The sequence below is a fragment of the Bradyrhizobium sp. 18BD genome (assembly GCF_054185225.1).
Map to the genome: position 1 here is coordinate 176,885 of NZ_JAVAYL010000014.1, position 25,076 is coordinate 201,960.

21 protein-coding genes are annotated in these 25,076 nt (G+C 65.5%); 10 read left to right on the plus strand and 11 right to left on the minus strand.

What is annotated here, in order from left to right; all coding sequences use genetic code 11:
- The first annotated feature begins 34 nt into the window (after positions 1-34).
- The 4 genes from RAD16_RS24965 to RAD16_RS24980 all read left to right on the plus strand — a co-directional run bounded on the left by RAD16_RS24965 (position 35) and on the right by RAD16_RS24980 (position 8,737).
- On the plus strand, positions 35-6,496 hold the full coding sequence (locus RAD16_RS24965; RefSeq protein ID WP_458160502.1) for an amino acid adenylation domain-containing protein: 6,462 nt from the start codon (positions 35-37) through the stop codon (positions 6,494-6,496).
- 144 nt (positions 6,497-6,640) lie between these two features.
- Positions 6,641-6,808 carry a hypothetical protein gene (locus RAD16_RS24970; RefSeq protein WP_458160503.1) on the plus strand — a complete coding sequence of 56 codons (168 nt, stop codon included), beginning with the start codon at positions 6,641-6,643 and terminating at the stop codon, positions 6,806-6,808.
- Between the two features lie 220 nt (positions 6,809-7,028).
- Positions 7,029-7,760: a 4'-phosphopantetheinyl transferase family protein gene (locus RAD16_RS24975; RefSeq protein ID WP_458160504.1), complete on the plus strand. Its 732-nt coding sequence runs from the start codon at positions 7,029-7,031 to the stop codon at positions 7,758-7,760.
- Positions 7,757-8,737, plus strand: a complete 981-nt coding sequence (locus RAD16_RS24980) for an LLM class flavin-dependent oxidoreductase (protein WP_458160505.1) — start codon at positions 7,757-7,759, stop codon at positions 8,735-8,737. The genes RAD16_RS24975 and RAD16_RS24980 overlap by 4 nt, the downstream gene beginning before the upstream one ends.
- Positions 8,738-8,943: 206 nt before the next feature.
- Here RAD16_RS24980 and RAD16_RS24985 read toward each other — a convergent pair whose 3' ends face one another.
- From RAD16_RS24985 to RAD16_RS24995, 3 genes are read right to left on the minus strand one after another with little or no spacing between them, the layout of a single operon-like run.
- Positions 8,944-9,783 (minus strand): ABC transporter ATP-binding protein, encoded by an 840-nt coding sequence (locus tag RAD16_RS24985; protein WP_458160506.1) that lies wholly within the window; start codon positions 9,781-9,783, stop codon positions 8,944-8,946.
- Positions 9,780-10,580, minus strand: coding sequence for an ABC transporter permease (locus RAD16_RS24990; RefSeq protein ID WP_458160507.1), 801 nt, complete (start codon positions 10,578-10,580; stop codon positions 9,780-9,782). The genes RAD16_RS24985 and RAD16_RS24990 overlap by 4 nt, the downstream gene beginning before the upstream one ends.
- Before the next feature lie 4 nt (positions 10,581-10,584).
- Positions 10,585-11,982: an ABC transporter substrate-binding protein gene (locus tag RAD16_RS24995; RefSeq protein ID WP_458160508.1), complete on the minus strand. Its 1,398-nt coding sequence runs from the start codon at positions 11,980-11,982 to the stop codon at positions 10,585-10,587.
- On the opposite strand from RAD16_RS24995, the gene RAD16_RS25000 reads away from it, so the two are divergent.
- Both RAD16_RS25000 and RAD16_RS25005 read left to right on the plus strand, forming a co-directional pair.
- Positions 11,948-12,181, plus strand: coding sequence for a hypothetical protein (locus RAD16_RS25000; RefSeq protein WP_458160509.1), 234 nt, complete (start codon positions 11,948-11,950; stop codon positions 12,179-12,181). The two genes, RAD16_RS24995 and RAD16_RS25000, sit on opposite strands and share 35 nt — an antisense overlap.
- A gap of 125 nt (positions 12,182-12,306) precedes the next feature.
- On the plus strand, positions 12,307-13,140 hold the full coding sequence (locus RAD16_RS25005; protein WP_458160510.1) for a Crp/Fnr family transcriptional regulator: 834 nt from the start codon (positions 12,307-12,309) through the stop codon (positions 13,138-13,140).
- A gap of 169 nt (positions 13,141-13,309) precedes the next feature.
- On the opposite strand, the gene RAD16_RS25010 is transcribed toward RAD16_RS25005, so the two are convergent.
- From RAD16_RS25010 to RAD16_RS25020, 3 genes are all read right to left on the minus strand, one after another.
- Positions 13,310-14,335, minus strand: a complete 1,026-nt coding sequence (locus tag RAD16_RS25010; protein WP_458160511.1) for a histone deacetylase family protein — start codon at positions 14,333-14,335, stop codon at positions 13,310-13,312.
- Between the two features lie 185 nt (positions 14,336-14,520).
- A complete protein-coding gene (locus RAD16_RS25015) occupies positions 14,521-15,462 on the minus strand; it encodes an SMP-30/gluconolactonase/LRE family protein (RefSeq protein WP_458160512.1) in 942 nt (313 codons plus the stop codon).
- Positions 15,419-17,494 (minus strand): PQQ-dependent sugar dehydrogenase, encoded by a 2,076-nt coding sequence (locus RAD16_RS25020; RefSeq protein WP_458160513.1) that lies wholly within the window; start codon positions 17,492-17,494, stop codon positions 15,419-15,421. Before RAD16_RS25020 ends, RAD16_RS25015 begins: the two co-directional genes overlap by 44 nt.
- A gap of 206 nt (positions 17,495-17,700) precedes the next feature.
- Here RAD16_RS25020 and RAD16_RS25025 point away from each other — a divergent pair, with 206 nt between their 5' ends.
- Positions 17,701-17,934, plus strand: a complete 234-nt coding sequence (locus RAD16_RS25025) for a DUF6894 family protein (protein WP_458160514.1) — start codon at positions 17,701-17,703, stop codon at positions 17,932-17,934.
- 9 nt (positions 17,935-17,943) lie between these two features.
- Positions 17,944-18,120, plus strand: a complete 177-nt coding sequence (locus RAD16_RS25030; protein ID WP_458160515.1) for a hypothetical protein — start codon at positions 17,944-17,946, stop codon at positions 18,118-18,120.
- A 92-nt stretch (positions 18,121-18,212) separates the two neighbouring features.
- Here RAD16_RS25030 and RAD16_RS25035 read toward each other — a convergent pair whose 3' ends face one another.
- Positions 18,213-18,986 carry an enoyl-CoA hydratase-related protein gene (locus RAD16_RS25035; protein WP_458160516.1) on the minus strand — a complete coding sequence of 258 codons (774 nt, stop codon included), beginning with the start codon at positions 18,984-18,986 and terminating at the stop codon, positions 18,213-18,215.
- 128 nt (positions 18,987-19,114) lie between these two features.
- Here RAD16_RS25035 and RAD16_RS25040 point away from each other — a divergent pair, with 128 nt between their 5' ends.
- Positions 19,115-20,704, plus strand: coding sequence for a gamma-glutamyltransferase family protein (locus tag RAD16_RS25040; protein ID WP_458160517.1), 1,590 nt, complete (start codon positions 19,115-19,117; stop codon positions 20,702-20,704).
- Positions 20,705-20,706: 2 nt separating this feature from the next.
- On the opposite strand, the gene RAD16_RS25045 is transcribed toward RAD16_RS25040, so the two are convergent.
- Genes RAD16_RS25045 through RAD16_RS25060 form a run of 4 tightly spaced genes read right to left on the minus strand, consistent with a single transcriptional unit; the run spans position 20,707 to position 24,178 of the window.
- Entirely contained in the window at positions 20,707-21,990 is a 1,284-nt protein-coding gene (locus RAD16_RS25045; protein ID WP_458160518.1) for an NAD(P)/FAD-dependent oxidoreductase, read from the minus strand.
- A 13-nt stretch (positions 21,991-22,003) separates the two neighbouring features.
- Complete coding sequence (locus RAD16_RS25050) at positions 22,004-22,735, minus strand: amino acid ABC transporter ATP-binding protein (protein WP_458160519.1); 732 nt, start codon at positions 22,733-22,735, stop codon at positions 22,004-22,006.
- On the minus strand, positions 22,732-23,385 hold the full coding sequence (locus tag RAD16_RS25055) for an amino acid ABC transporter permease (RefSeq protein ID WP_458160520.1): 654 nt from the start codon (positions 23,383-23,385) through the stop codon (positions 22,732-22,734). Before RAD16_RS25055 ends, RAD16_RS25050 begins: the two co-directional genes overlap by 4 nt.
- Before the next feature lie 34 nt (positions 23,386-23,419).
- Positions 23,420-24,178: an ABC transporter substrate-binding protein gene (locus RAD16_RS25060; RefSeq protein WP_458160521.1), complete on the minus strand. Its 759-nt coding sequence runs from the start codon at positions 24,176-24,178 to the stop codon at positions 23,420-23,422.
- 180 nt (positions 24,179-24,358) lie between these two features.
- Here RAD16_RS25060 and RAD16_RS25065 point away from each other — a divergent pair, with 180 nt between their 5' ends.
- Positions 24,359-25,018, plus strand: a complete 660-nt coding sequence (locus RAD16_RS25065) for a helix-turn-helix domain-containing protein (protein ID WP_458160522.1) — start codon at positions 24,359-24,361, stop codon at positions 25,016-25,018.
- The last annotated feature ends 58 nt before the right edge of the window (positions 25,019-25,076 follow it).

Here is a 25,076-nt window from a genome sequence, read left to right on the forward strand (position 1 = left end):
CTTGGGAAGAATAGCTCAATCAGATCAAAAGGGAATGGCGTTGTCGGACATTGCATCCGGAGCGGGAGAGGGATCGGACGGCGGAAGCGCTGAAACCAAGATATTCGCGCATATCGGCGGCCTTCTCGACTTCTACGCCCGCAAGACACCAGCGGCACCTGCCCTGCTCGCGCCGGGTCGGCCGCCTCTCACCTATGCCGCGCTTGGCGAGCGGACGCAGGATCTCGTCCGCACGCTGCGCGGGCTCGGCATTGCGCCTGCTGACCGGATCGCTGTTGCACTGCCGCGCGGCGCCGACAGCGCATTGGCGATGATCGCGGTCGCATCGGCCGGCGCCTGCATCCCCGTCAATCCGGATCTGACCGCAGACGAGCTGCAGCGCTATTTCAGCGAATTGAAGCTCACCGCGCTCGTCACCCGGGCCGACATGAACTCACCAAGCCGTGATGTCGCCAGGGCGCTGGATATTGCAGTGATCGATTTCGTGCCGGGGCCGAAAGACGATCTCGGCGGCGGCGCATTCAAGGGCCCGGTGGTCGGCCCGGCCAACCCCAGCGGCGCCTCGCGCGGCGACGACGATGCGTTCATCCTCCTGACCTCGGGCACCGCGGCGCGGCCAAAGATGGTGCCGCTCACACATCGCAATGTGTGCCTGTCAGCCTACAATGCAGGCCACGTGCTGTCGCTTTCATCCCGCGACCGTCTGCTCAACGCCCTGCCGCTGTTTCACGCCCATGGCCTGATCTCCGGTCTGCTGACGGCGCTGGCCGCGGGCTCGAGCGTGATCTGCACCGAAGGCTTCGACGCAGCGTCGTTCTTCGGCTGGATGCGGGAGCTGCACCCGACCTGGTACACGGCGGTGCCGACCATTCATCGCGCCCTGCTGACGGCGGCAGAAGCAAACCCGGACCTCGCCCGAGCCTCCTCGCTGCGCGTGATCCGCTCGGCCTCGTCCTCGCTCGCGCCCACGATCCTGAACGGGCTGGAGACGACGTTCGGCGTTCCCGTGCTCGAAACCTACGGCATGACGGAAGCGGCCTCGCAGATCGCCGCCAATCCGTTCGAGCTGCGCAAGATCGGATCGGTCGGCCGCGCTGCGGGGCCGGAGATCGCGATCATGGACGAGGCGGGCCGCACGCTTGCGAGCGGCGGGCATGGCGAGATCATGCTACGCGGTCCCAACATGACGCGCGGCTATTATAATGACGAGGCGGCGACAGAGGCCGCTTTCCGCGACGGCTGGTTCAGGACCGGCGATCTCGGCTATCTCGATGCCGACGGCTATCTCTTCATCGTCGGCCGCATCAAGGACGTCATCAATCGCGGCGGCCAGAAGATCTCGCCGCTCGAGGTGGAGGAGGTCCTGCTCAGCCATCCGGCGGTGCTGGAGGCCGGCGTATTCGCCGTCCCGCATCCAAAGCTCGGCGAGAACGTCGCCGCGGTCGTGGTGCTGCGGGCGAATTCCGAGGCGACCTCGGACCAGCTGCGCCAGTTCGCGCGCAAGCGTCTCGCAGCCTACAAGGTGCCGAGCCTGATCCGCAGCGTCGCAGCGCTGCCGAAGGGCGCCAGCGGCAAGGTCAAGCGCAATGCGCTGGCCGACCTGATCGCAGCGCCGGGCGACAGCCATGAGGCGGCGCAGCTTCCGCGCAATGAATTGGAAACCCAGCTCGCGGAAATCTGGGCCGGTCTGCTGGAGCTGCCGCAGGTCGGCGTCGATCAGGACGTCTTCGCACTCGGCGCGGATTCGCTTGCGGCGACGCAGATGCGCTCGCGCCTGCGCGAACGCTTCAATGTCGACTTCTCCTTCGAGGATATCTTCGATTGCGCCACGGTGTCGGCGCTGGCGGCCCGGATCGAGACTGCCGCAAGCCGCCGCGACGCGGCATTGCCGGCCTGGCGGCAGGCCGCGGCAGCCGACGCACCACTCTCGTTCCAGCAGCAGCGGATGTATCTGCTCTCGCGGCTCGATCCGACCCGCTACAATTATAATGTCGTCGAAGTCGCACTCCTCAAAGGCCCGGTCGATATCGCCGCGCTGTCCGCGGGCCTCACCGCGATCTGCGCGCGCCACGAGGCGCTGCGCTCAATCTTCATCGAACCGCAGGGCGAGCCGGTGCAACGGGTGCTGCCATCGCCGCCCCGGTTCGAGCGGATCAAACTCAAGCCCAGCCCCGCGGACAGACAGGCCGCGGTGATCCGGCGCGAGGCGCTCAAGCTCGCGCAGTATGAGTTCGACCTGGCGCGCGAGGCGCCGCTGAAGGTCTCGCTGCTGTCGTTCGACGAATCCAGCCACGCGCTGGTCGTGAACGTACATCACCTCGTCACCGACGGCTGGTCGCAGCGGCTGTTCTGGGAAGAGCTCGCCGCGCATTATTCCGCCGCACGCAAGAAGAGCGTGGCGGCCCTTCCTTGGCCCGCCTTTCAGTATCGCGATTTTGCGCTGTGGCAGCAGAGTTGGGCGCAGACACCGGCGGCAAAGGAGCAGCTTGGCTACTGGAAGACCCAGCTCGACGGCGTCACCACGCTGCCGCTGCGGACCGACCGGGCACGGCCGGAGGTCTGGAGCGGCCACGGCGCCCGTCATTATTTCGAGTTCTCCAAGGCGCTCTCGGGCGACATCCGCGCATTGAGCCAGGACCAGGGCGTCACGCCCTTCATGACGCTGCTCGCGGTGTTCCAGTGCCTGCTGTTCCGCCACACTTCGCATGAGGACGTTGCGACCGGCTCGCTGATCGCCAACCGCAACCAGATCGAAAGCGAGCGCCTGATCGGGCTGTTTGCCAACACCCTGATCCTGCGCAACGATTTTGGCGGCGATCCGAGTTTTGGCGACATGTTGCGGCGGGTGCGGCAGGTCACGCTCGATGCCTATCGCAACCAGGACCTTCCGATCGAGGAGGTGCTGCGCGCGTTGCAGGTCGCGCGACGGACGGACGGCAATCCGCTGTTCCGGATCATGTTCATCCTGCAGAACGCCTCGATCGAGGCCGCGCGTTTTCCCGGCCTGTCGACACGGCGGCTGGAGGTCGACCCAAAGGTCGCACGCTTCGACATCACGCTCGAACTGGTCGAGGCCGACGGCCGCTTCACCGGCTTCTTCGAATACGCCACCGACCTGTTCGACGCGGCGACGATCGAAGGCATGGCCGCCCAGTTCAAGACCCTGCTCAAGGCCGCGATCGCCGATCCCGAGCAGCGCATCTCGCGCCTGCCGCTGCTCACCGAGGCCGAGCGCCGGCAGTTGCTGGCGAAGGGCCAGGGCTTGGCTGCCAATTTCACGACGCGCGGCAATGTGATCGAACGGTTCGAGCGCCAGGCGAAGAGGACGCCGAACGCGATCGCCGTGTCGGATGGCCGCAGCTCGCTGACCTATCGCGAGCTGGCACGTCGCAGCCAGGCGATCGCGCGCTGGCTGGTCCGCGAAGGCGTCGGCCCCGAGACGGTGGTCGCCTTGCTTGCGGAGCGCGGGCCGGACCTGCTGGCCGCGATGATCGCGGTGCAGCGCGTCGGCGCGGCCTTCCTGAATCTCGATCCGGACCAGCCGCCGGCGCGGCTCGCGACCATTCTGGGATCGAGCTGCGCCCGCATGCTGCTGACCGGGCGCGCGCCGTCAGCTTTGGTCGAGGCACTGCTCGAGCCGCTGGTCGAGCGCATCCATGTGGCCGAACTCGAGGACACCATCGCGCCGGGGACGACCAAGCCGGCCCGGGCGGCGCGGCGCACAGGCGCGAGCCTTGCTTATCTGATCTATACGTCCGGCTCCTCCGGCGCGCCGAAGGGCGTCATGATCGAGCAGCGCGGCCTGTCGAACCATCTGGCATCGCTGATTTCCGAGCTCAATCTCTCGGCCAAGGACGTGATTGCGCAGACGGCGCCGCAGAGCTTTGTCATCTCGGTCTGGCAGTTCCTCGTAGGCCCCATGGTCGGCGCGCGCGTGCACATCTGCGGCAATGCGGTCGTGCAAGACCCGATCCGGCTCGCGCAGGAGATCGAGCGCGAGGGCATCACCGTGCTCGAGATTGTGCCGTCGCTGTTGCGCGTGATCCTCGAGCGCATGGACGCGGCACAGGTTCGGCGCGCATTTGCGAAGCTGCGCCTCCTGATCTCGACCGGCGAGCCGTTGCCGGTCGATCTCTGCCGCGCCTGGTTCGCCCACTGCCCGAAGGTGCCGCTGATCAACGCCTATGGCGCGTCGGAATGTTCCGACGACGTCTCGCTGCATCGCCTGACCAAGGCGCCGCCGACCTTCACGAGCAATGTGGCGGTCGGCGCGCCGCTGCCGAACACCCAGCTTCACGTGCTCGATCAAAACCTGCAGCCGCTCCCGGCCGGCGTGACCGGCGAGCTCTGCATCGGCGGCACCGGAATCGGACGCGGCTATATCAACGATCCCGCGCAGAGCCGGCTGCGTTTCATCGCCGATCCGTTCGCGCGCCAGGAAGGCGCGCGGCTGTACCGGACCGGCGACCTCGCGCGCCGCCGCACTGACGGCACGATCGAATGCCTCGGCCGCGCCGACCATCAGGTCAAGGTCCGCGGCTACCGTATCGAGCTCAAGGAGATCGAAACCACGCTGGCCGATCATCCCGACGTGCGCGCCGGCATCGTCGAACCGCGCCGCGAGGCCGGCGGCGATGTCAGGCTGATTGCCCATATCCTTGCAAGATCAGGCAGCCAGAGCAGCGCCAGCGCGCTGCGCGAATTCCTGAAGAGCCGACTGCCGAGCCACGCGATCCCGTCCGCATTCCTGTTCCTGGACCAGGTGCCGCTCAACGCCCATGGCAAGCTCGACCGGTCGGCGCTGCTCGCGCCGGCACACCAGGACACGTCTGGGCCGGACGCGGCGGTGCCGGCGCGGCGCTTCACCGAAAAAGTGCTCACCGACATTTGGATCGACCTGCTGAAGGTCGAGAGCATCGGCGTCACCGACAATTTCTTCGACCTCGGCGGCCATTCGCTGCTGGCGGGCCAGGCGATGGCGCGCGTTGCCCGTGCACTCGGCGTGTCGCTGCCAATCAAGACCATCTTCGAGGCGCCGACGATCGAGGAGCTCGCGCGCCGGGTCGACGACGCCGTGGCGGCGAAGCCGCACCAGCCTGCCGCAAGCTTTCCAAACCTGGCTCGAACAAGACTGGCCGAAAACGGCCTGCCGACGCTCGCGATCGCGCAGGACCAGATGATTCGCATCGAGCAGAACCTGCCGGGGCTGCCGCTGTTCAACCTGCCCTTCGCCTTCCGTCTCGAAGGCCCGCTCGATCCGGCCGCCCTCGCACAGGCGTTCGGCGACATCGTGCGCCGCCACGAATCGCTGCGGACCGGGTTCGGCTGGAGCGGCGGCGAACCCGTCAGCCGGATCGCCACCGCAAGCGAGCTTGGACCCGTCCTCACCGTCGAGACCATCGGCGACGGGCAGGTGCACAACAATAAGCGGCGCAAGGCCCTCGAGCGCAGGAAGATCGATCTCCTGATCAAGCAGGAAACCTATACCCCGTTCGACACCGCGCGGCCGCCGCTGCTGCGGGCGCGGCTGTTGCGGCTCCATGCCGACCACCACGTGCTGCTGCTGACGCTGCATCATGCCGTTGCCGACGGCTGGTCGATCGGCGTGCTGTTCGAGGAATTGTCGAGCCGTTATGCGGCGCTGACCGGACGTCCGTCGGCGCCGCTGCCGAAACCGCCACCGGCCTTTTCCGACGTCGCGCGCTGGCAGCGCTGGTGGTGCGGCACCGACGCCGCCCGCCGCCAAGCCTCCGACTGGACCGGAAATTTGCGCGGCGCGACGCCGATCTTCGACGGCAAAGCGAGCCCCGGCGCATCCACCGGGCATCATCCGGTCAGCCTGGAGCGCGAGCTGATCGGCGGGCTGACGGCATTCGCCGGCCAGCATAATGCCACGCTGTTCATGTGCCTCCTCACGGGCCTGAAGGCCCTGCTGTCGGCGAGGACCGGCCGCGGCGACATCGCAATTGCCACTGCCATGGCGAATCGCGCCCAGCCCGACACCGACCGGATCGTCGGCCCGTTCGAGAACACCGTGATCGTCCGCACCCGAATCACGCCGGAGCTGTCGTTCACGCAAGCCCTGGGCAAGGTCCGCCAGAGCGTGCTCGATGCGCATGCGCGGCAGGAGCTGCCGTTCAACATGCTGGCCGACCATCTCGAGCAGGAGGGGATCGATCCGGCCGCGCTGCTCCAGGTCTATTTCACTCTGCAAAATCCGCTGCGCCAGCCGCTCGACCTGCCGGAGATTGCCGCGCAATCGATCGGCAATGTCGCGCGCGAAGGGCAGCCGGTGCTGCCGATCGACCAGACCTGGCTGTCGCTGATGCTCAAGGAACGCCCGACCGGAATCACCGGTTCATGCAATTACAAGGGCGAATTGCTCGATGGCCGCATGGTCGGCGAGTGGATGGGGGATCTCGTCACACTGCTGGGTGCGGCCCTCGCCCAACCCGGCACGCCGCTCGGCCGATTGCTCGCGCGCAGGGCGGCGTGACCGGCCATACAGGACGAACGAATAGGGGTTCACTCGCCAAAGCTGTGAATGATCAAGTTGCATCTTGATTATTTGGCGCCATACGCGCAACATTATTCCCGCGTTTTGATTTGGACTATTATTTTTCAACCGGGGGAGTTTGTTATGGGTTTCATCAAATTTACCAAGGGCACCTCGCTGAGCGACAAGGACCGCAAGGCCCTGCAAAAGCTGCTGACCGACGAGAAGAAGAAGCTCCAGTCGGCGCTGAAGGAAGTCGACGCCAGCCTTTCGGTGCTGAGCGGCGCGAAGAAGGCCAAGAAGAAAAAGTAAGACTAGTCGGCGGAGATGCCGCACGAAATCTTCGGGCAACGGCCACGCCGCCTGCGAGCTGTGGGGGCTCGCACAAGCTTGCGTCCGTAAACCGTCCAGCAATCGACAAGAATTTGCCCGGCTGGACCATTACAAGCGTCCGCTTAGTTGATTCTTGCTCAGTTGTTTCTTCCGTCAGGGCCGGGGATTTGGCCTCGGCCTGACGCCAAAGGCCCAATTGATGGCAGACGACAGGATTGAACTGTTTGTCGGACTAATCGAGACCTTTGACGCGCCGGGCGCGGCAGATGCCTGCCGCCGGCTCCTCTCGGTCGACGAACGGGTCCGCGCCGACCGCTTCATGTTCGAGCGGCATCGGCGGCAATATATTTTCGCACACGCCATGCTTCGCCTGGCGCTGTCACAGGTCGCGCCCAACGTCGCGCCGACCGACTGGTCGTTTGCGGCCGGACGCTACGGGCGGCCGTTTGTCGCGGCGCCCAAGACCTCGACCGCACTGCATTTCAGCCTGTCGCACGCCGACGGCTGCGTCGCCTGCGTCGTATCGGGGCATGAGACGGTCGGCGTCGACGTCGAGACCGTGTCACGGCGGGTCGCGCCGCTCTCCACCGCGCTTCGCTTCTTTGCGCCGGAGGAGGTCGAGACCCTGCGCAGCCTGCCGGAGCCGGCCGCGATCGAGCGCTTCTTCGACTACTGGACGCTGAAGGAGGCCTATCTCAAGGCCAGGGGCTTCGGGCTCAATCTGCCGCTCGACGCCTTCGCGATGCAGGTGTCGCGCGAGGCGATCGAGATCAGCTTCAAGCCCGATATCGCCGACGATCCCGATGGCTGGCGCTTCTCGCTCTGCTCGCCCTCCCCCTCGCATCGCCTCGCCATCGCCGACGGCTCCCGTGCGAGCGGCGGCCTTCCCATCACCCGCAACGCCTGGCCTTTCCAGGAAGCGGCTGAATGACGACCTCGCGGCTGCGCGTCTTTCCCGCAATCTCGCGCAACCGCGATCCCAAAAAATATGTCGGCGAGCTGATGCGGGTGGCAGAGTTCGCCGACCGCAACGGCTTCGAAGGCATCCTGCTGTTCGAGGGCAACGACGTGTTCGTCGAGCCCTGGGCCATGGCGCAGCACATCATGGCGGCGACGACGCGGTCCTCGCCACTGATCGCGGTCAATCCGGTCTACATGCATCCGTTCACGGCGGCGAAATTCGTTTCGTCGCTGGCGCAGCTCTACGGCCGCAAGGTCTATCTCAACATGATCACGGGGACCGCGGTCAGCGACTTGCAGGGCCTCGGCGACGAGCAGTCGCATGCCGACCGCTATATCAGGCTCGGCGAGTTCGTGGCGCTGATGCGCCAGTTGCTGGAAAGCCCGCGGCCGGTGAACGTCGAGGGCCGGTTCTATCGCGCGCAGCATCTGCAACTGCGCCCGCGCCTGCCGGCGGAGCTGATGCCGGAATTTCTCATCGCCGGCCAATCGGAAGCCGCGCAGCGCGTGGCGAAGGAGACCGGCTGCATCAAGATGCAGATGCTGCCGCCCGATCTCGATCGCGGGCTCGATGTATCAGGCATGAATTTCGGCATCTTCGCCCGCGAGGGACGCGAAGAAGCGCGGCAGGCGGCGCAGGCGCGCTTCCGCGACAGGGCCGATGACCGCGAGCTGCTCGCGCTGACTGTCGAGAACAGCGACTCCGTGTGGAAGCGGCGACTGTATGAAGGGCAGAGCGGCGAACTCCAGGACAACGGCTACTGGCTGCTGCCATTCCTGACCTTCCAGGCCGACTGCCCCTACCTCGTCGGCAGCTACGAGGAGGTCGGCGCGAAGCTGAAGGAGTTTGCGGCGAAGGGCCTGACCACGATCATGCTCGACATGGTCGCCGACGAGACCGAGATGCAGCACGTCTGCAAGGCGCTCAAAGCGAGCGGGATGTTTTGAACTCTTCTCCCTCTCCCCGCGTGCGGGGAGAGGGTCGGGGTGAGGGGGCTCTCCGCGAGGACGGTGACAATCGGACTCGCGGAGACTCCCCCTCACCCGGATTGCATCTGCGATGCAATCCGGCCTCTCCCGCAAGCGGGGAGAGGCGAGAAGGGCCCGCTGCCAGGTTCAATTCCTCAGGGCTGCCCCTGCAGCGAGCGGATGTTCTAGGACGTCACGCCGAGCGGGCCGAGCCGCGCCAAGGGCTCGGAGCCCTCCGGCCGCCGTAACAGCTGCATGACATGGCGCTTCAGGCGCACGAATTCGGGTTCGGTCACGAGATCATGGCTGCGTGGCCGGACAAAGGGCAGCACGATATCCTCGATCACCCGGCCGGGCCTCGCGCTCATCACCACGATGCGGTCGGCGAGGAACAGCGCCTCGTCGATGTCGTGGGTGACGAAGACCATGGTGGTCGGGATCTTGCCCCAGATGTCGAGCAGAACCTCCTGCATCATGCCGCGCGTCTGCGCGTCGAGCGCGCTGAAAGGCTCATCCATCAGCAGCACCCGCGGCTGGTTGATCAGGACCCGCGCGATCTCGACGCGCTGCTGCATGCCGCCCGACAGCTGCGCCGGATAGAAGGCTTCGAAGCCGGACAGGCCGACCAGCTTGAGGATGGCGTCGGCAGCGTGGTCGCGCTCCCGCCTCGCAAGACCACGCATCTTCGGGCCGAAGGCGACATTGTCGCGGACCCGCTTCCAGGGAAACAGCGTGTGCTGCTGGAACACCATGCCGCGATCCGGGCTCGGCCCCTGAACGTCCTGCCCGTCGACCATGAGCCGGCCCGCCGTGACCGGCAGATGCCCGGCCAGCGCACCGAGCAGCGTGGACTTGCCGCAGCCGGAGGGGCCGAGAATGCAGACGAGCTCGCCCGGTGCGATTGCGACATCGAGACCGCTCACCGCCTCGAAGGCATCCGCGTCGGCGCCGAGCGAAATCGAGACGCCGGCGACATCGATGCGACCGACGCTGTTCGTGCCGATATCCGCAACCCGGATGTTCATCGCGCCACCTTCGGGCTGCGCCAGGGCATCAGAAGCTGCCCCGCCGTCGTCAGCAGCCAGCTCGAGCCCATGCCGAGCAGGCCGATGATCAGCATGCCGACGATGATGTCGGCATAGTTCTGCAGCGTGTAGGCTTCCCAGGTGTAATAGCCGATGCCGAACTGACCCGAGATCATCTCCGCAGTGACGAGGCAGAACCACGAGGTGCCCATGCCGATCGCAAGCCCCGTGACGATGCTGGGCGCGGCATCCGGCAGCACCACCTCCGTCAGGATCGCCAGCTCCCCCGCACCCAGGCTACGCGCGGAGGCGACCAGCCTGCGGTCGACATTGGCAACGCCATGGACCGTGTTCAGCACGATCGGAAACAGCGCCCCGATGAAGGTGATGTAGATCATCGACAGTTCGGACGACGGGAAGACCAGGATCGAGAGCGGGATCCACGCCACCGCCGGGATCGGCCGCAGCAATTCGAGCGGCGGCAGCAACAGGTCGCTCGCCGCGCGCGACCGGCCGATCGCGAAGCCAAGGACCACGCCAATCACCACCGCCGCACCGTAGCCCGCGAACACGCGCCACAGGCTGCTGGTGATGTGCGCCGCCAGTTTCGGCGAACGAAACAGAGCGAGTGCGGATTGAACGACCTCGACCGGCGGCGGCACGTTGCGGAAGGTGACGATCCCGAGATTGAGATGCGTCATCGATGCGACCTGCCACAGCGCGATGCAGGCCAGGATCGAAAGCCCGCGGACCGCCCATCGAAGACCTGCAGGCCGCACCTGGACAGAGGTCGCCATGGCCTCACCGGCTCACGACGAGGGACTCGCGCGCGGCTGCGAAGTCGAGCACGGCGCCGCCATGCTGCTTCGACCAGCGCTCGGCCGCGTCCTTGAGCAGGAACGCACTCAGCTCGCCGCCGGACGAGCGCACGAACCAAGCCTGGTTCGCGAACAGCTTGATGCCGCTTTCGCGATCCTGGGCATAGACGACGCGGATGATCTTTCCGTCCTTCTCGAGACCGGCGAGCGCCTTCAGCGCGTTCTCGGGCGAGGCATAGTGGCGAACATGGGTTTCGTCCTTGACCCAGATCTGGGCAACGCGGCTGAAGTCGCCGATCTCGACGCCCGTCGCCGCGTCCTTGGCGCGAAGCGGAAGCTGCGCGTAGTTCTTCAGCTCCGCATCATAGTCGCGCCCGGCCTGCGCAGCCGCGATGCGAATGAACTTGTCCGTGACGAAATGATTGATATCCAGATCGCTGTCGGCGCGCTTGAGCAGCTTCAGCGTCTTGATCGACGTGGCGACCGCCTGGCGATACTCCGGCTTCCAGGTCACGTCGCGGGTCTGAAGCCCGAGCGGGCCATGAAAGAGATAGTCGACTTCCGCCTCGATGCCGGTCACCTTCGCAATCAGCTCGCTGTATTTCTCCGGCTCCTCCGCGATCAGGCGATTCGCCTCAAGCGCGGCGCGCAAATAGGCGACGACGATCTCCGGATATTTTTCGGCGTACTCGGCGTCGACCAGGCTGCCGTGGAACGTCGGCGCGTTGGCCTGCGCGCCATCAAAAATCTTGCGCGCAAAGCCGCGCCATGGAAACAGCTCGGCGAACGGCACGAAGTCGGCATGCGCCTCGATCTTTCCCGCCTGCAAGGCAGGCCCCGCCACCTCCGGCGCCTGCGTGATGATGTTGACGTCGGTCTCGGGATTCCACCCCTTGGCCTCGATGGCGCGGAGCAGCATGCCGTGCGAAGTCGAGGCAAAGGGAACGGAGATGGTCTTGCCCTTGAGCTCGTCGAGCGACTGCACCGGCGAGCTCGATGGCACCACGATGCCATTGCCGCTGCCCTTGGTGCTGCCGGACAAGACACTGATGAACAGGCTGCGGCGGCCCGCCTTCTGGAACGCAACGCCGTTCAGCGAGCCCGGGAAATCCGCCATCGCACCGAAATCGAGCTTGCCCGCGACCATCTCGTTGGTGAGCGGTGCGCCGCTCGTGAAATTCTTCCACTGGATGTCGTAGGTGACGTCCTTGTACTTGCCGTCATGGGGCAGGAATTTTTCCAGCAGCTTCAGCTCGCGAATGAGCAGCCCGCCGGTCGCGCAGTTGATCGTCGTATCCTGCGTCCCGACCGCCACACGGATCGTCTCCGCCTGCGCGGTCGCGAACATGGCGATCGTCAAAGTCACGACTGCCGCACTCATTCTGAAAGAGCTGAAAACGATCATCGAACTGTCCTCGGCAGGCCGGCTCATGCCGGCGGCGATGCGAGCCGGCACTATCGAAGGCGCGGCGAACAGCATGAAGCAATTACTTGCATCGTCATTACCGCTGCCCGTCGTGAATCCGTCACGCAGCACCGCAAAGGATTTTCTCAGGAGCAACCCATCGGCAGAGAAATAATTCCGCCGACGATCGTCGTACATATCAAGCTTTGCTAAGTGATTTGGAACGATCGCAAAGAGATGGACATCGCCCCGCCGCGGCTCTTACCTAGTCGCAAGACCCCGAAGAGCTGACGGATTACGATGACCACACTCAAGGAAGCTGCCGCGACCGAGCCTGCCGCTTTCGCTGACCGAAGCCACGCAGGCGTTGCGTTCGATTGGCCCGCCAACACGCGCCGGCCACGCAGTGCACGCGCGACGCCCGCAAGCTCGGCGCTGTTCATGAGCGAGACGATCGACGGACTGAACGCAGGCGCGCATTTCCTCGATCGACTCTCCGCATCGGAACAGACACGCGTGCACGCGGCCGGCCGCACCATCACGGTGCCGCAGGGCGAGATGGTGTTCAGCCAGGGCGACGGCCACGACGGCATCTTCATCATCCGTCGCGGGCAGGTTCGGGTCTATTACACGGCGCCGTCGGGGCGCGAGATCACGCTCGCCTATTGGACGCCGGGACATTTCATCGGCGGTCCGGAGATTTCCGGCGGCGGCATTCACATGTGGTCCGGCATCGCCATCGAGGCCTGCGAGATCTCGGCGCTGTCAGGCCCCGCGCTCGAGAAGCTGCTGACCGGCATGCCGCGCTTCGCGCTGGCGCTGATCGACGGGCTCATCGCCAAGGGCAAATGCTACTCCTCGATGGCGCAGATCCTCGGCACGCGGTCGGTGATCGAACGGCTGGCGCAGTTCCTGCTTACGCTGTCGGAGCTGCACGGTGTCGCCGAGGGCGACACCATCATCATCAACCGCAAGATCACCCATGACCAGATCGCGGCGATGGTCGGCTCGACCCGGCAATGGGTCACGATGATGCTGAAGCGTTTCCAGAACCGCCGCATCATCGCCATCGACAGCAGCACGATCCGGATCAGGCGGATGGATCTGCTGGAGCAGATTTTGTTCAAGGACTGAAGCAGACGAGCGTGAGACGAGGGCTCTCTTCTCCCTCTCCCCGTTCTTACGGGGAGAGGGTCGGGGTGAGCGGCCCCTCTCGCCAAGTGAGGCTGTCGAAGACCTGTACCCCCTCACCCGGATCGCAAGAGCGATCCGACCTCTCCACGCGAGCGGAGAGAGGTAAAGCTCACCTTGCCTCTTCGAATCCCGCCAGCACCGAGGTCAGGTTGGCGCCGAGGATATCCGAGAGATAGCCACCTTCCTGCACGAACACGGTCGGCAGGCCCATCTTGGCGATGGCCTGGCCGATGCGGCGGAAGCCGGGCGTGGTGACGGCGAGGCCCTTCAGCGGGTCGTGCTCGGAGGCATCGAGGCCGAGCGCGATCACGAGCGCGCCGGGCGCGAAGGATTCGATGGCCTTGCGCGCGACATCCATCGCCTGGATGTAGCCGTCATCGCCGGTGCCGATCGCCAGCGGGATGTTGAGATTGGTACCGAGGCCGGGACCCTCGCCGCGCTCATGCGCATAGCCCCACACATAGGGATAATACGCGACCGGATCGGCGTGGATCGAGACCGTGTACACGTCCGGCCTCGCGTAGAAGATTCCTTGGGTGCCGTTGCCGTGATGGACATCGACGTCGAGGATCACGACGCGCTCGTGCTTGAGGCGCAGATGCGCGGCGACGATCGCGCTGTTGTTGAGGAAGCAGAAGCCGCCGGCCATGTCGCGATAGGCGTGATGGCCGGGTGGACGACAGAGCGCGTAAACCGCATCTTCACCGTCCATCACCATCTGCGCCGCGGTGACCGCAACATCCGTCGCAGCGCAGGCCGCGGCCCAGGTGCCGGGACCAATCGGCGCTGCGGTATCTGCGGTATGCCAGCCGAGCTTGCCGACGATGTGGGTGGGATAGGTCGCGGCATGGCGCACGGGATGGATGTTGCCGATCATCTCCGGACCGGAATCGCCGAGCGCGGTCCAGGCGTCCCAGGCTTCGCTCAGGAACGACAGATATTCCGGGCTGTGGATGCGCGCGCGGGGCCCCTGACCGAACTTGGTCGGCTCGACCAGTTGATGCTTGCCGTCCTTGAGACCCTTGAGCAGGCGGTCGGCGCGCTCGGGCTGCTCGGTGGTGCGCTTGACGACACCGCGAACCAAGAAGAATTGCGGATCGTGGCTGCGATGCAGTTCGGTATGGACGGCTTTCACTCAAACACTCCGTGGTCGCATGGGCTGTACCACAGAAGTCTTGATCCCTGCGGCCGCCAGACGCAAGCAAGAAGAATGCCGTCCCCGTCGCGCCGCCCTGCGCCGGAAGCAGACCGCCGTTGAAGTGTTCTCTTGTTTGAGCATGATCTTTCGGAAAACCGCTACACACTTTTCCGGATCATGCTCTAGCAGCGTCCGCGCTGGAGGCAGTGCTCGCGGCCCTGCTGGTCGGTGCGGAAGGACTCGATGAAGCCGCCCTGGCGCTGGGTGACGAAGACGGTCTTGCCGTCACTGCCGCCGAACGCGAGGTTGGTCGGCTCCTTGGCCCTCAGCGCGACCTCGCGCTCGACCGCGCCATTGGGCTTCATCAGCGCGATCGTGCCCTTGAGGATGCGCGCGACATAAAGGCGGCCGGCGACGTCGGTACGCAGGCCATCGACGGTGTCGGGCTGAAATGCCTTGACGAGCCTGGCACCGGTAAGCTCGTTGCCCTTGATGGTGTAGGACCAGATCTGGCCGTTGCTGGACTCGCTGATATAGAGCGTCTTGCCGTCCGGACTGAGATCGATGCCGTTGGTCGTTCCCATCGCACGCGGCGCCGTCATAACCTGCCCTTGTGCCGACCCATCCGCGGCCTTGGCAATCCGCCAGATGTGGCCTTCCCTGCCCTTCCAGTTCGGATCGGTCGCATAGATCGTGCCGTCGCGGGCGATGGTGATGTCGTTGGGCTGGTTCATCTCGTCGGAGTGAAACCAGAGGGCAGGCGCGGTGCTTCCCTTCGCGATGGTGAAGATGTTGTGCTTCTTGTAGTCGGCGATGAACATGGTGCCGCTGCGATCGAAGCGGATCGCGTTGCCGACGCTGCCTTCGGGAAGCAACGCGAACAGCTGTGACGCTGCACCACCCGCAGGCAATTTGCCGATCGTGCCGGGCTTGCCGAAATTGACCACGAACAGATTGCCGTCGAGATCGGCGGCCGGCCCTTCGATTCCAGAAGTGTATTCGCCCGGCGGCGTCACCTGCACGCTTTCGAACAGCTTCGTTTCCGCCTGCGCGGATGCGGTCGCGATAATGAGGAAGACGCTACTGCACAGGCACCAGAAATTCCTGCCGGATGTAATAGCCATCGTCGTCGCTGCACTCACCATTCAAATAAGGATCGGCCGGCCGGAAGAATCGGCTGAAGCCGGATTTGTCTACAGCGCTCCTTTGTGTCACGACAACGACCTTGCCGGCCGGTATTTCGCCGCATTCCTTGTTGGCCTTGCCGTAGATTTTGCGTTGCGGCGGACCGGGCTTGATCCGCATCCGTGTGCCCGGAACCATCTTGGCGACGAGCAGGTCCGCCGTATCGAGCAGGCGCGCGTAGCCGGGCTCGGTCTTCGGCAGGCTCTCGCCGCCGGGCGGCATCAGCTTCTCGGCGCCGAGCCCGCGCAGGCGCGTGCGCAACCTGCCTGAATCAGGGTCGCCGGGATAGATCCAGCCGTCCTGCGACAGCATAAAGCGGAGCGCGGTTGCGTCCTTCTCCGCCTCCGATTGACCCGCCTTCAGGCCGAAATCGGAATGGCAGCCGACGCAATGCTTCTCGACGAGGCCCTTGCGCAAATTGGTGAGGCGAACGCTGTTCTGAGCGTCCCTGGCGACGAAGACCGCGAGCTGGTCGATCATCGCCTGGCTGCGCGTGTCGCAGGGGAGTGGCGGAGGCGGATCGCCCGCGGCACGATCGATGCGGATCACCGTCTGGTTCTTGTCCTCGACCAGCCAGATCGCGCCGTCCTCGGCGACGGTTACGCCGACGGGGGCGCCTTGCGGCCGCGCACCGTTCACACGATGCCAGCCGGCGATCAGCTCGTCGAACGGTGCGGCGGCAATCTCGGTGCCGTCGGCCTGAAAGCTGTGGGTCGGATCAGCCGCGCAGCTGACACGGTAGCGCACCGGCGGAGGGCTCGGCTTGGGAAAGCCGTGGTCGTCGACATCGTAGACGAGAACCCGGCTGCCGGTGGGGCGATAGCCGTGCAGGCCGACCAGCAGCTTGCCCTCCAGCTCCGGGAATTTCGCGCCGTGATAATAGAGCATCGCGAGCGGTGCGCCGTGCGGCGGCATCAGCGAGAGCGGCGCTTTGTAGAGTGCGTTGGCTGTGCAGAGCGATTTGTAGACGCCTGCTTGCAGCACGCTTTTGAATTCGGGGCTCGGCGTCGACAGGTCGTAGCAATAGGGCCAGCCGTAATGCCTGCCCTGCTCGATCGCGTTGATCTCCTCATTCGGCTTGAAGATATCGGGCAGGTCGCGGCCGTTCTCGCCCTGCAGGAAGGCGTAGCCGGCATCGGGGAAGTTCGGATGCAGCGCCAGCGCCATCGAGTTGCGCAGGCCGCGGGCGTAGACGATGTGCGGCGGGTCGGGATCCTTCGCCGTCAACGCCGGGAAGACACCACCCGCGGGCGGCGTGAATAGCCAGATCGACGCCATCGCGGATGTGCCCTCGGCCGCCGCGCATGGCTTTGTGATCGGCGCCGGCGTGATGCAGTCGTCGCTGTGCGAGCCGATGTTGACGAACAGCCGGCCACTTTTATCAAAGACGAACTGCTTGAGCGGGTGCGCGCTCTCGTCGAGCCTGGTGCCATCGGGCAGCGTGATCCGGCGGCCCGGCATGTGACGGATGATGGTCTCGACCGTGCCGCGCGGATTGTCCGCGAGCGGATCGAACCGGAAGATGGTCTCGGCGGTCGCGGCATAGAGCTTCTTGTCCGGGCCGATCACGAGGCCGAAGGGATACTCGACGTCGGTCAGCAATTCCTTGAACCGCTGGCCCTGGGGCGCGCGCGGATCGAGCAGCAGCAGCCGTCCGTCGGTGTGCCCCCAGCCGCCCATGTCGGCCACCACGAACAGGTCGCGGCCGGGCACCTGGACGATCGAGCGCGGGAATTTGAGACGGCCCTCTTCGCTGGCGACGAGGCCGGCGCAAAATCCCGCCTTCATGTCGATCTGGAGTCTGGGAAAGGCCAGATCGCCGCTGCCGCAGGTCTCCGTGCCGATCGCGTAGCCGCTTTTCCTCACCGGTTCGGAGGAGGCGCCGGGGGCGAGAGCGAGCAGCGCCCCGGCGACGACAGCCGCGAACAGGCGTGAGCGTCGACGTTCACGCCAGAATGTGAGGTGAGGCACGGCAGGCTCCGGACTTTCCGGCCAGAGTTGTTCCATGTCGAGGGAACGCCGTCCAGTTGGTCATCACCCGCCTGTGATTAAACCTGTAACGACCTTGGTGCCGACCAATCTCCGTAGATTCCCTTACCGGGCTCGCCCCGAATGTTTCGCGAATGCCTCGGGTGGTATCGGTTTGCCGTCCCAATCGCTCCCAATAGGAGACGCATATGGTCCAGGTCTATTTCCACTGCTCCAACACCGACGGCACGCTGATCGATCGCAGCGGCACGGCGGTGGCCAGCCTGACCGAGGCGCGTGACCGTGCGGCCCAGATCATGAATTCGATGATCCAGACGCCCGGCTCTGAGGACTGGCGCGACTGGGTGATCCATGTCAGCGGCTCCGACGGCGAGGATCTGTTCGACCTCCCCTTCACCGCCATGCTCGGCAAGCCGCATTGAGGTGATGCCATGCTGTTCGCTTCGCTGACCATGCTCTGCCAGCCGCTCAGCTTCGTCGCCACCAAATGGCAGAAGCTGGTGCGGATCGCCGGCAACCCCTACCGCCCCGAGCTGCACTACATGCGCGGCCCGGGCCCGAAATGGCGCGCCAAATATCAGGCCAGCCGGCTGGACCGCGGGCTCTGAGCACTGCGGCTTCGCCGCTCTCCTGCTGATCTCTATCTTCGTCGTCATAGCCGGGCTTATCCCGGCCATTTTGCGTTTTTGGAGATCCGTATTCACTTCCCCGTAAACTTCGCCTTGCGCTTTTCCACGAAGGCATTGCGGCCTTCGACGGCATCGGCGCTCTTGCGGATCGTGGCCTGAAGCTCGATCTCGCGGCGGAACTGCGCCTCGTAGGTCGCGTGCTCGCTCTCCTCGACCAGGGCGCGGGTTGCGACCAAAGCCCGCGTCGGGCCGTCGGCGAGGCGACGCGCGAGGACCAGCGCTTCGTCCATCAGCCTGGCATCGTCGACGACCTGCCGCACCAGGCCGATGTCCCGGGCGCGTTCCGCCGTCAGCGGCTCGTTCAGCAGCATCAGCTCGAGCGCGCGCTGACGGCCGATCAGGCGCGGCAACAGCCAGGTCGAGCCGAGATCGGGCACCAGCGCAATGCGGCTGAAGACCTGGATGAAGCTTGCCGACCGCGCCGCAACAATCATGTCGCCGGCCATCGCGAGGCTGAAGCCGCCGCCGGCGGCAACGCCGTTGACGGCAACGACCACGGGCACGCGGCATTCGCGCAGCGCCTTGAAGGCCGGCCAATAGAACCGCATGACGCCGGCGGCGATGTCCTCGCCGAGCGCTTCCGACGCCTTCAAATTCTGCCCCGAGCAAAAACCGCGCCCCGCGCCGGTGAGGATGATGGCGCGGATGCCCTCATCCCCGGTCATCTCGGCGATGGCGGCGGCGAGCGCGCCGAGCAGGTCCGGCGTCATCGCGTTCAGGCTTGCCGGCTCGTCGAGCGTCAAGATCCCGACAGCGCCATCCCGCGCCTGTTTCACACCTGCCATGTCGCGTCTCCCTTTGGATGTTCTCGTTGATGGCAATGTGCCATTCTTCGCGGGCTCCGCCAATTGCGGAGCTTCGACGTCAGCGCAACGAAGCCAAGACAACTGAATCCAGAGTTCAAGACGACATCATGCCTCATCAGTTCAGCCTCAACCAAACCGTCCGCAAACCCGCCGTCACATCCAAGGGCGGCATCGTCGCCTCGCAATCGCGGCGGGCGGCCGAGGTGGGGGCGGAGGTGCTGGCGGCCGGCGGCGATTGCGTCGACGCGATCGTGGCGACCACCTTTGCGCTGAACGTGCTGGAGCCCTGGAACAGCGGCATCGGCGGTGGCGGCGCGATGGTGCTCTACCGCGCCAAGGAAAATCGCTACGAGGTGATCGACTACGGCATGTGCGCGCCGCAGAGCATCCGCGCGGCCGATTACCCCATCGTTGGAGACCGCCTTGCGACCGACCTGTTTCCGTGGCCGCGGGTGAAGGACGACCGCAACGTTTACGGTCCGGGCGCGATCGCCGTGCCAGGTGTCGTCGCCGGCATGGAGGAAGCGCACCGTCGATACGCCAGAATGTCGTGGAAAGAGCTGGTCGCTCCGGCGGCCGCGCTCGCCGGCGAAGGCCTGCTGGCCGACTGGTGGACCACGCTGACGATCGCAGGCTCGGCGGCAGAACTTCGGCGCTATCCCGCGAGCGCGGCGATGTTCCTGAAGGACGGCCTGCCCCCGAGCCCGCCCTGGAGCATCGAAGCCGAGATCCGGCTACCGCAGGACAATCTGAAGGCGACGCTGTCGCATCTTGCCGAGGCCGGGCCGCGCGATTTCTATCAGGGCGATCTCGCCAAGAGCATCGCGTCCGACGTCAAGGCCGATGGCGGCTCGCTGTCGGTCGAGGATCTCGCCGCGTTCCGCGCCCATCTGCGCGAGCCGCTGGCAATCCCCTATCGCGGCGGCAAGGTGCTGGCGACGCCGGAGCTCACGGCCGGGCCGACCATGGCGCATGCGCTGCGCTTGTTGCAGCAGAATCTGAAGCCGGCAGGTACGCCGGATGCGGCCGCCTATGCCGAATATGCCGTTGCCCTGCAGGCGGCCTATCGCGAGCGGCTCAAGGACATGGGCGATGCCGACGGCAAGCGCTCGCTCGGCGCGGAATATCTGGCGCCCGCCTGCACCACGCATTTCTCCGTGGTTGACCGGGACGGCAACATCGCAGCGGTGACGCAGACACTGCTCTCGTCCTTTGGCTCGAAATACGTAACACCGCACACCGGCATTCCCATGAACAACGGCATCATGTGGTTCGATCCGACGCCGGGCACCACCAACTCGCTCGCCCCCGGCAAGCGCTGCCTCACCAACTACACGCCCGTCATCGCCGAGACCAAAGATGGCAAGCGCCTCGCGGTCGGCGCCTCCGGCGGCCGCCGCATCTTGCCTTCGGTCATGCAACTCGTGTCCTTTGCGATGGATTTCGACATGGACCTCGATGCCGCCATCCATCAGCCCCGGATCGACTGCAGCGAAGGCGCGATCGTGCTCGGCGACATCAGGCTGCCGGCGGATACGCGCAAGGCGCTCGCCGCACGCTTCGATTACAAGGAAACGCCGGTGCAGACCCTGCCGATGAAATTCGCCTGCCCGAGCGTGGTGATGCGCGACGGCGATGTGAATTCCGGCGCAGTCGAGATCTTCCAGCCCTGGGCCGACGCGGTGGCGGAAGGCTGAGGCTAGATCCCCAGCCGGTCCCGCACGCGGCCGGTGATCACGGCCGTCGTGACGCCGACCGGCCAGAACGCGTGCATCGGGATCGGCTTGATGCCGGTAACGGGCATGTCGATCTCGGCCTTGGCGCCGCCGATCAAGCGGCGCGCAAGCTGCGCGCCCATCGCGGTCGAGAGCGCGACGCCCCGGCCGTTGCAGCCGAGCGAGATCAGGATGTTCTCGGCGGGCTCGTGCACATGCGGATAGTGGTCCTTGGTGATGGCAAGCCGGCTGTTCCAGCCATGGGTCCAGGTCACGCCCTTGAGCTGCGGCCACAGCCGCTCGGCGTAGCGGATGAGATAGGCGACGTCATCAGGCGAGTTGATCCAGCGCATCGGGCCGCGGCCGCCCATCAGGAGGCGGTTGTTCTGGTCGATGCGGTAATAGACGGTGATGTGGCCGCTCTCATAGAGCACGGGACGCGTCGGCATAATCGAGCGCGCGACATCGTCCGAGAGCGGCGCGGTGGCGGCGATCGAGGAAAACACCGGAACGATGGTGCGGCGGAGCGCAGGCCAGAGATCATCCGTAAAACCGTTGGTCGCGAGCAGGACCTTGTCGGCATGCACGACCGCGCGCGGCGTCTCGATCCGCCACCGGCTGCCGTCGCGGCGGAGCGATAGTGCCGGCGTCTCGCCATGCACTTTCGCCCCCGCCGAGATCGCGGCGCGCGCGAGACCGCGGGCGTAGCTGAGCGGATGCAGATCGCCGCCGCGCGTGTCGAGCATGGCGCCGATGTAGCGATCCGTGCCGGTCATCTCGCGGAGTTGCTCGCGGTTCAGATACGACACCGGCATGCCGCGGCGGATGCATTGCTGCGCCGTCTTCTCGATCGCCGCGGCGCTCGCCTCGTTATAGGCCGCACGCAGCGTGCCGTTCTGCCGCGCCTCGCAGGGGATCTGGTAGCGGCGGATCAGATCGTGCGTGAAATTGGTGGTGCCGTAGGAGAACTCGATCATGCGGCGACCGAGCTCGGCACCGAAATCGGCTTCGATCTGATCGGGATCGTGCTTCAGGCCGGGATTGGTGTGGCCGCCATTGTTGCCCGACGCGCCCCAGCCCGGCTCCTGCGCCTCCAGCACCAAGGCTTCGACGCCCTGCTCCGCCAGATGCAGCGCGGTGGACAGGCCAGTGTAGCCACCGCCGACGATCGCGACGGAAACGCTTCTGTCCGTGTCGAGCGGCGGCGTGGCCACCCGCGCGACGGCGGTGTCGGCATAGAGCGAGGGCGGCAGGGGCAGACGCGTCATTACAAACGTCCGGTCAGAGCGGATGCAGCACGCGGCGCAGAAAGTCCTGCGTGCGTGGATGCTGGGGTTGGTTGAGCAGCGCCTTTGCCGGGCCCTGCTCGACGATGACACCGCCGTCGATGAACAGCACGCGATCGGCCACGTCGCGAGCAAAGCCCATCTCGTGGGTGACGACGACCATGGTCATGCCCTCGTCGGCGAGCTTGCGCATCACGCCGAGGACGTCGCCGACGAGTTCCGGGTCGAGCGCCGAGGTCGGCTCGTCGAACAGGATCGCCTTGGGTTGCATCGCCAGTGCCCGCGCGATCGCAACGCGCTGCTGCTGGCCGCCCGAGAGCTGCGGCGGATGCACGTCGGCCTTCTCGGCGAGCCCGACGCGGGCGAGCAGCGCGCGGCCGCGCTCATACGCCTGGGCGCGCGGCTCCTTCTTCACGAACAGCGGCCCCTCGATGACATTTTCCAGCGCGGTGCGATGCGGGAACAGGTTGAAACGCTGGAACACCATCGAGACCTGGGTGCGGATCGCGACGATCGACGGCGCATCACGATCGACCTTCAGGCCTTCGACGCTGATCTCGCCACGGTCGTAGCTTTCCAGCCCGTTGATACAGCGCAGGATGGTGGACTTGCCGGAGCCGGAGGGGCCGATGATGCAAACCACCTCGCCCTTCTCGACCTTCGCCGTGATGCCCTTGAGCACCTCGACCTTGCCAAAGCTCTTGTGGACGTCGTTCAGCTCGATCATCGCTTGCCGGCCCGCTTCTCGAAGTGACGGACCAGCAGGATCAGCGGGATGCTCATGGTGAGATACATCAGCGCCACCAGCGTGAACACGTTGGTGTTCTTGAAGGTCGAGGACGCGATCAGCTTGCCCTGCAGCGCCAGCTCGGCGACCGTGATGGTCGAGGCCTGCGAGGAATCCTTCAGCATCATGATCATGACGTTGCCATAGGGCGGCAGCACGATGCGCACCGCCTGCGGCAGTACCACGCGGCGCATGGTGAGCCACCAGCCCATGCCGATCGACTGCGCCGCCTCGATCTGGCCCCTGTCGATGGCCTCGATGCCGGCGCGGAAGTTTTCGGCCTGATAGGCCGAATAGGCGATGCCGAGCCCGAGGATCGCGGCCTGCAAGGCGCTGAGCGTGACGCCGAGATCGGGCATCACGAAGTAGAGATAGAACAGCAGCACGATAATCGGGATGCCGCGGATCACGTTGATCAGGCTGGCGCTGAGCATCGACAGCGCCTTGATGCCGGAGACCCGCATCATCGCCCAGATCAGGCCGAGCACCGTCGAGAGCAGCAGCGAGCCGATGGTGACGATGATCGTCAGCGCGACGCCGCTCATCAGGATCGGGAAGAACTCGGCGGCGTCGTGCCAGAAGCCTTTCATCGGGCAGCCTTCGATGAACCGCTATCAGTTTCTATCAGCCTTGTGCCTTCAGGCCCCATTTATCGAGGATCTTGTCGATGGTGCCGTTGGCCTTCAGCTTGGCGAGCGACGTGTTGATCTTGCCAAGCAGCGCGGCCTCGCCCTTGCGCACGCCGATGCCGACCGAGCCGACGGTAACGGGCTTGTAGCCGTCGACGAGGCGCACTTCGGGGAAGCCGCCCTGCTTGATGTTGTAAGCGAGGATCGGATAGTCGGCGTAGCCGGCCTTGAGTCGGCCGGTGTTCACGTCGCGCAGGATGTCGGGGATGGTGTCGTAGGCCTTCACGTCGGCGAACAGGCCGGACTTCTTCAGCGCATCGACGAAGGCGGTGCCGACCTGCGCGCCCACCGTCTCGCCCTTCAGATCGTCCTGCGTGACATAGGCCTTGGTGTCGGTCTTCGGCACGACCAAGCCTTCGCCATAGGTGTAGATCGGATCGGAGAAGTCGACGACCTCCTTGCGCGGCGCGGTGATGAACATCGCGGCCGCGATGATGTCGATCTTGCTCGAGGTCAGCGACGGGATCAGCGCCGAGAACTGCATCGGCTCGATCTGCACGTTGAAGCCGGCATCCTTGCCCACCTCGGTGACGAGATCGACCATGATGCCTTGGATGGTGTTGGTCTTGGTGTCGAGGAAGGTGAAGGGAATGCCCGTCGGCGTCGAGCCGACCTTCAGCACCTGCTGCGCCGAAGCCGGCGTCACCGCTGCAATCGCAAGCGCCGCGACCGCGGCCAGACCAAAACGCTTCATCGCATCCCCCTTTGGGTCCGGCCGGTGGCGGCGCCCGCGCGTTGTCGTGATCAGACGTTGCGGGCCAAGCCGTTTCGGCCTATTTTCACCAATATGAAAATTTGGCCACACTTTCGCGGGTGACGCAAGCGGTTTTCATGCACATGAAGGAAGCGGTTTGACGTGAGCGGTGGCAAAAGAATGCGCAAACCGGCCGCCGCAAAGCCGGCCAGGAAGGCCAAGAGCGGCAATAAGAGCGGCAAGAAGGCTACCGTGAAGCCGGCGGAGCCGGCAATGGATGTCGCAGTCGGCCGCCGTATCAGGGATCTCCGGCGTATCAGGCAATTCTCGCTCGAAACGGTCGCGGCACGGACGGAGCTTTCGATCGGCTTCCTCAGCCAGATCGAGCGCGGCCTTTCTTCGCCATCGCTGCGTGTGCTGGCCACGCTCGCCGACGTGCTCGGCGTCGGCATCGCTGCACTGTTCGGCGCAAGCCCGAGCGCAGACGGCGCATCCGATCAGGTGGTAACGCGCGGCCTGCAGCGGCCCGAGCTGAAGCTCTGGCGCACCGGCGTCTCGAAGCAATTGCTCAGCCCGGCCAGTGCCGACAACAAGCTGAACCTGTTCCTGGTGCATCTGGAGCCCGGCGGCTCCACCGGCGATGAGCTCTACACCCATGACGGCGAAGAGGCCGGCCTCGTGCTCGAAGGCGAGATGATGCTGACGGTGGACAGCGAGACGTGGTCGCTGAAGACCGGCGACAGCTTTCGCTTTGCGAGCCGCCGGCCGCACCGGTTTTCAAATCCGGCGCAGGATGCGAAGGCCGTGGTGCTGTGGGTGAATTGCGTGACGGGGGCGTAAGCCTCTCTCCACGCACACAACTCTCACCCCGTCATCCTGAGGTGCGAGGCGTGGGACG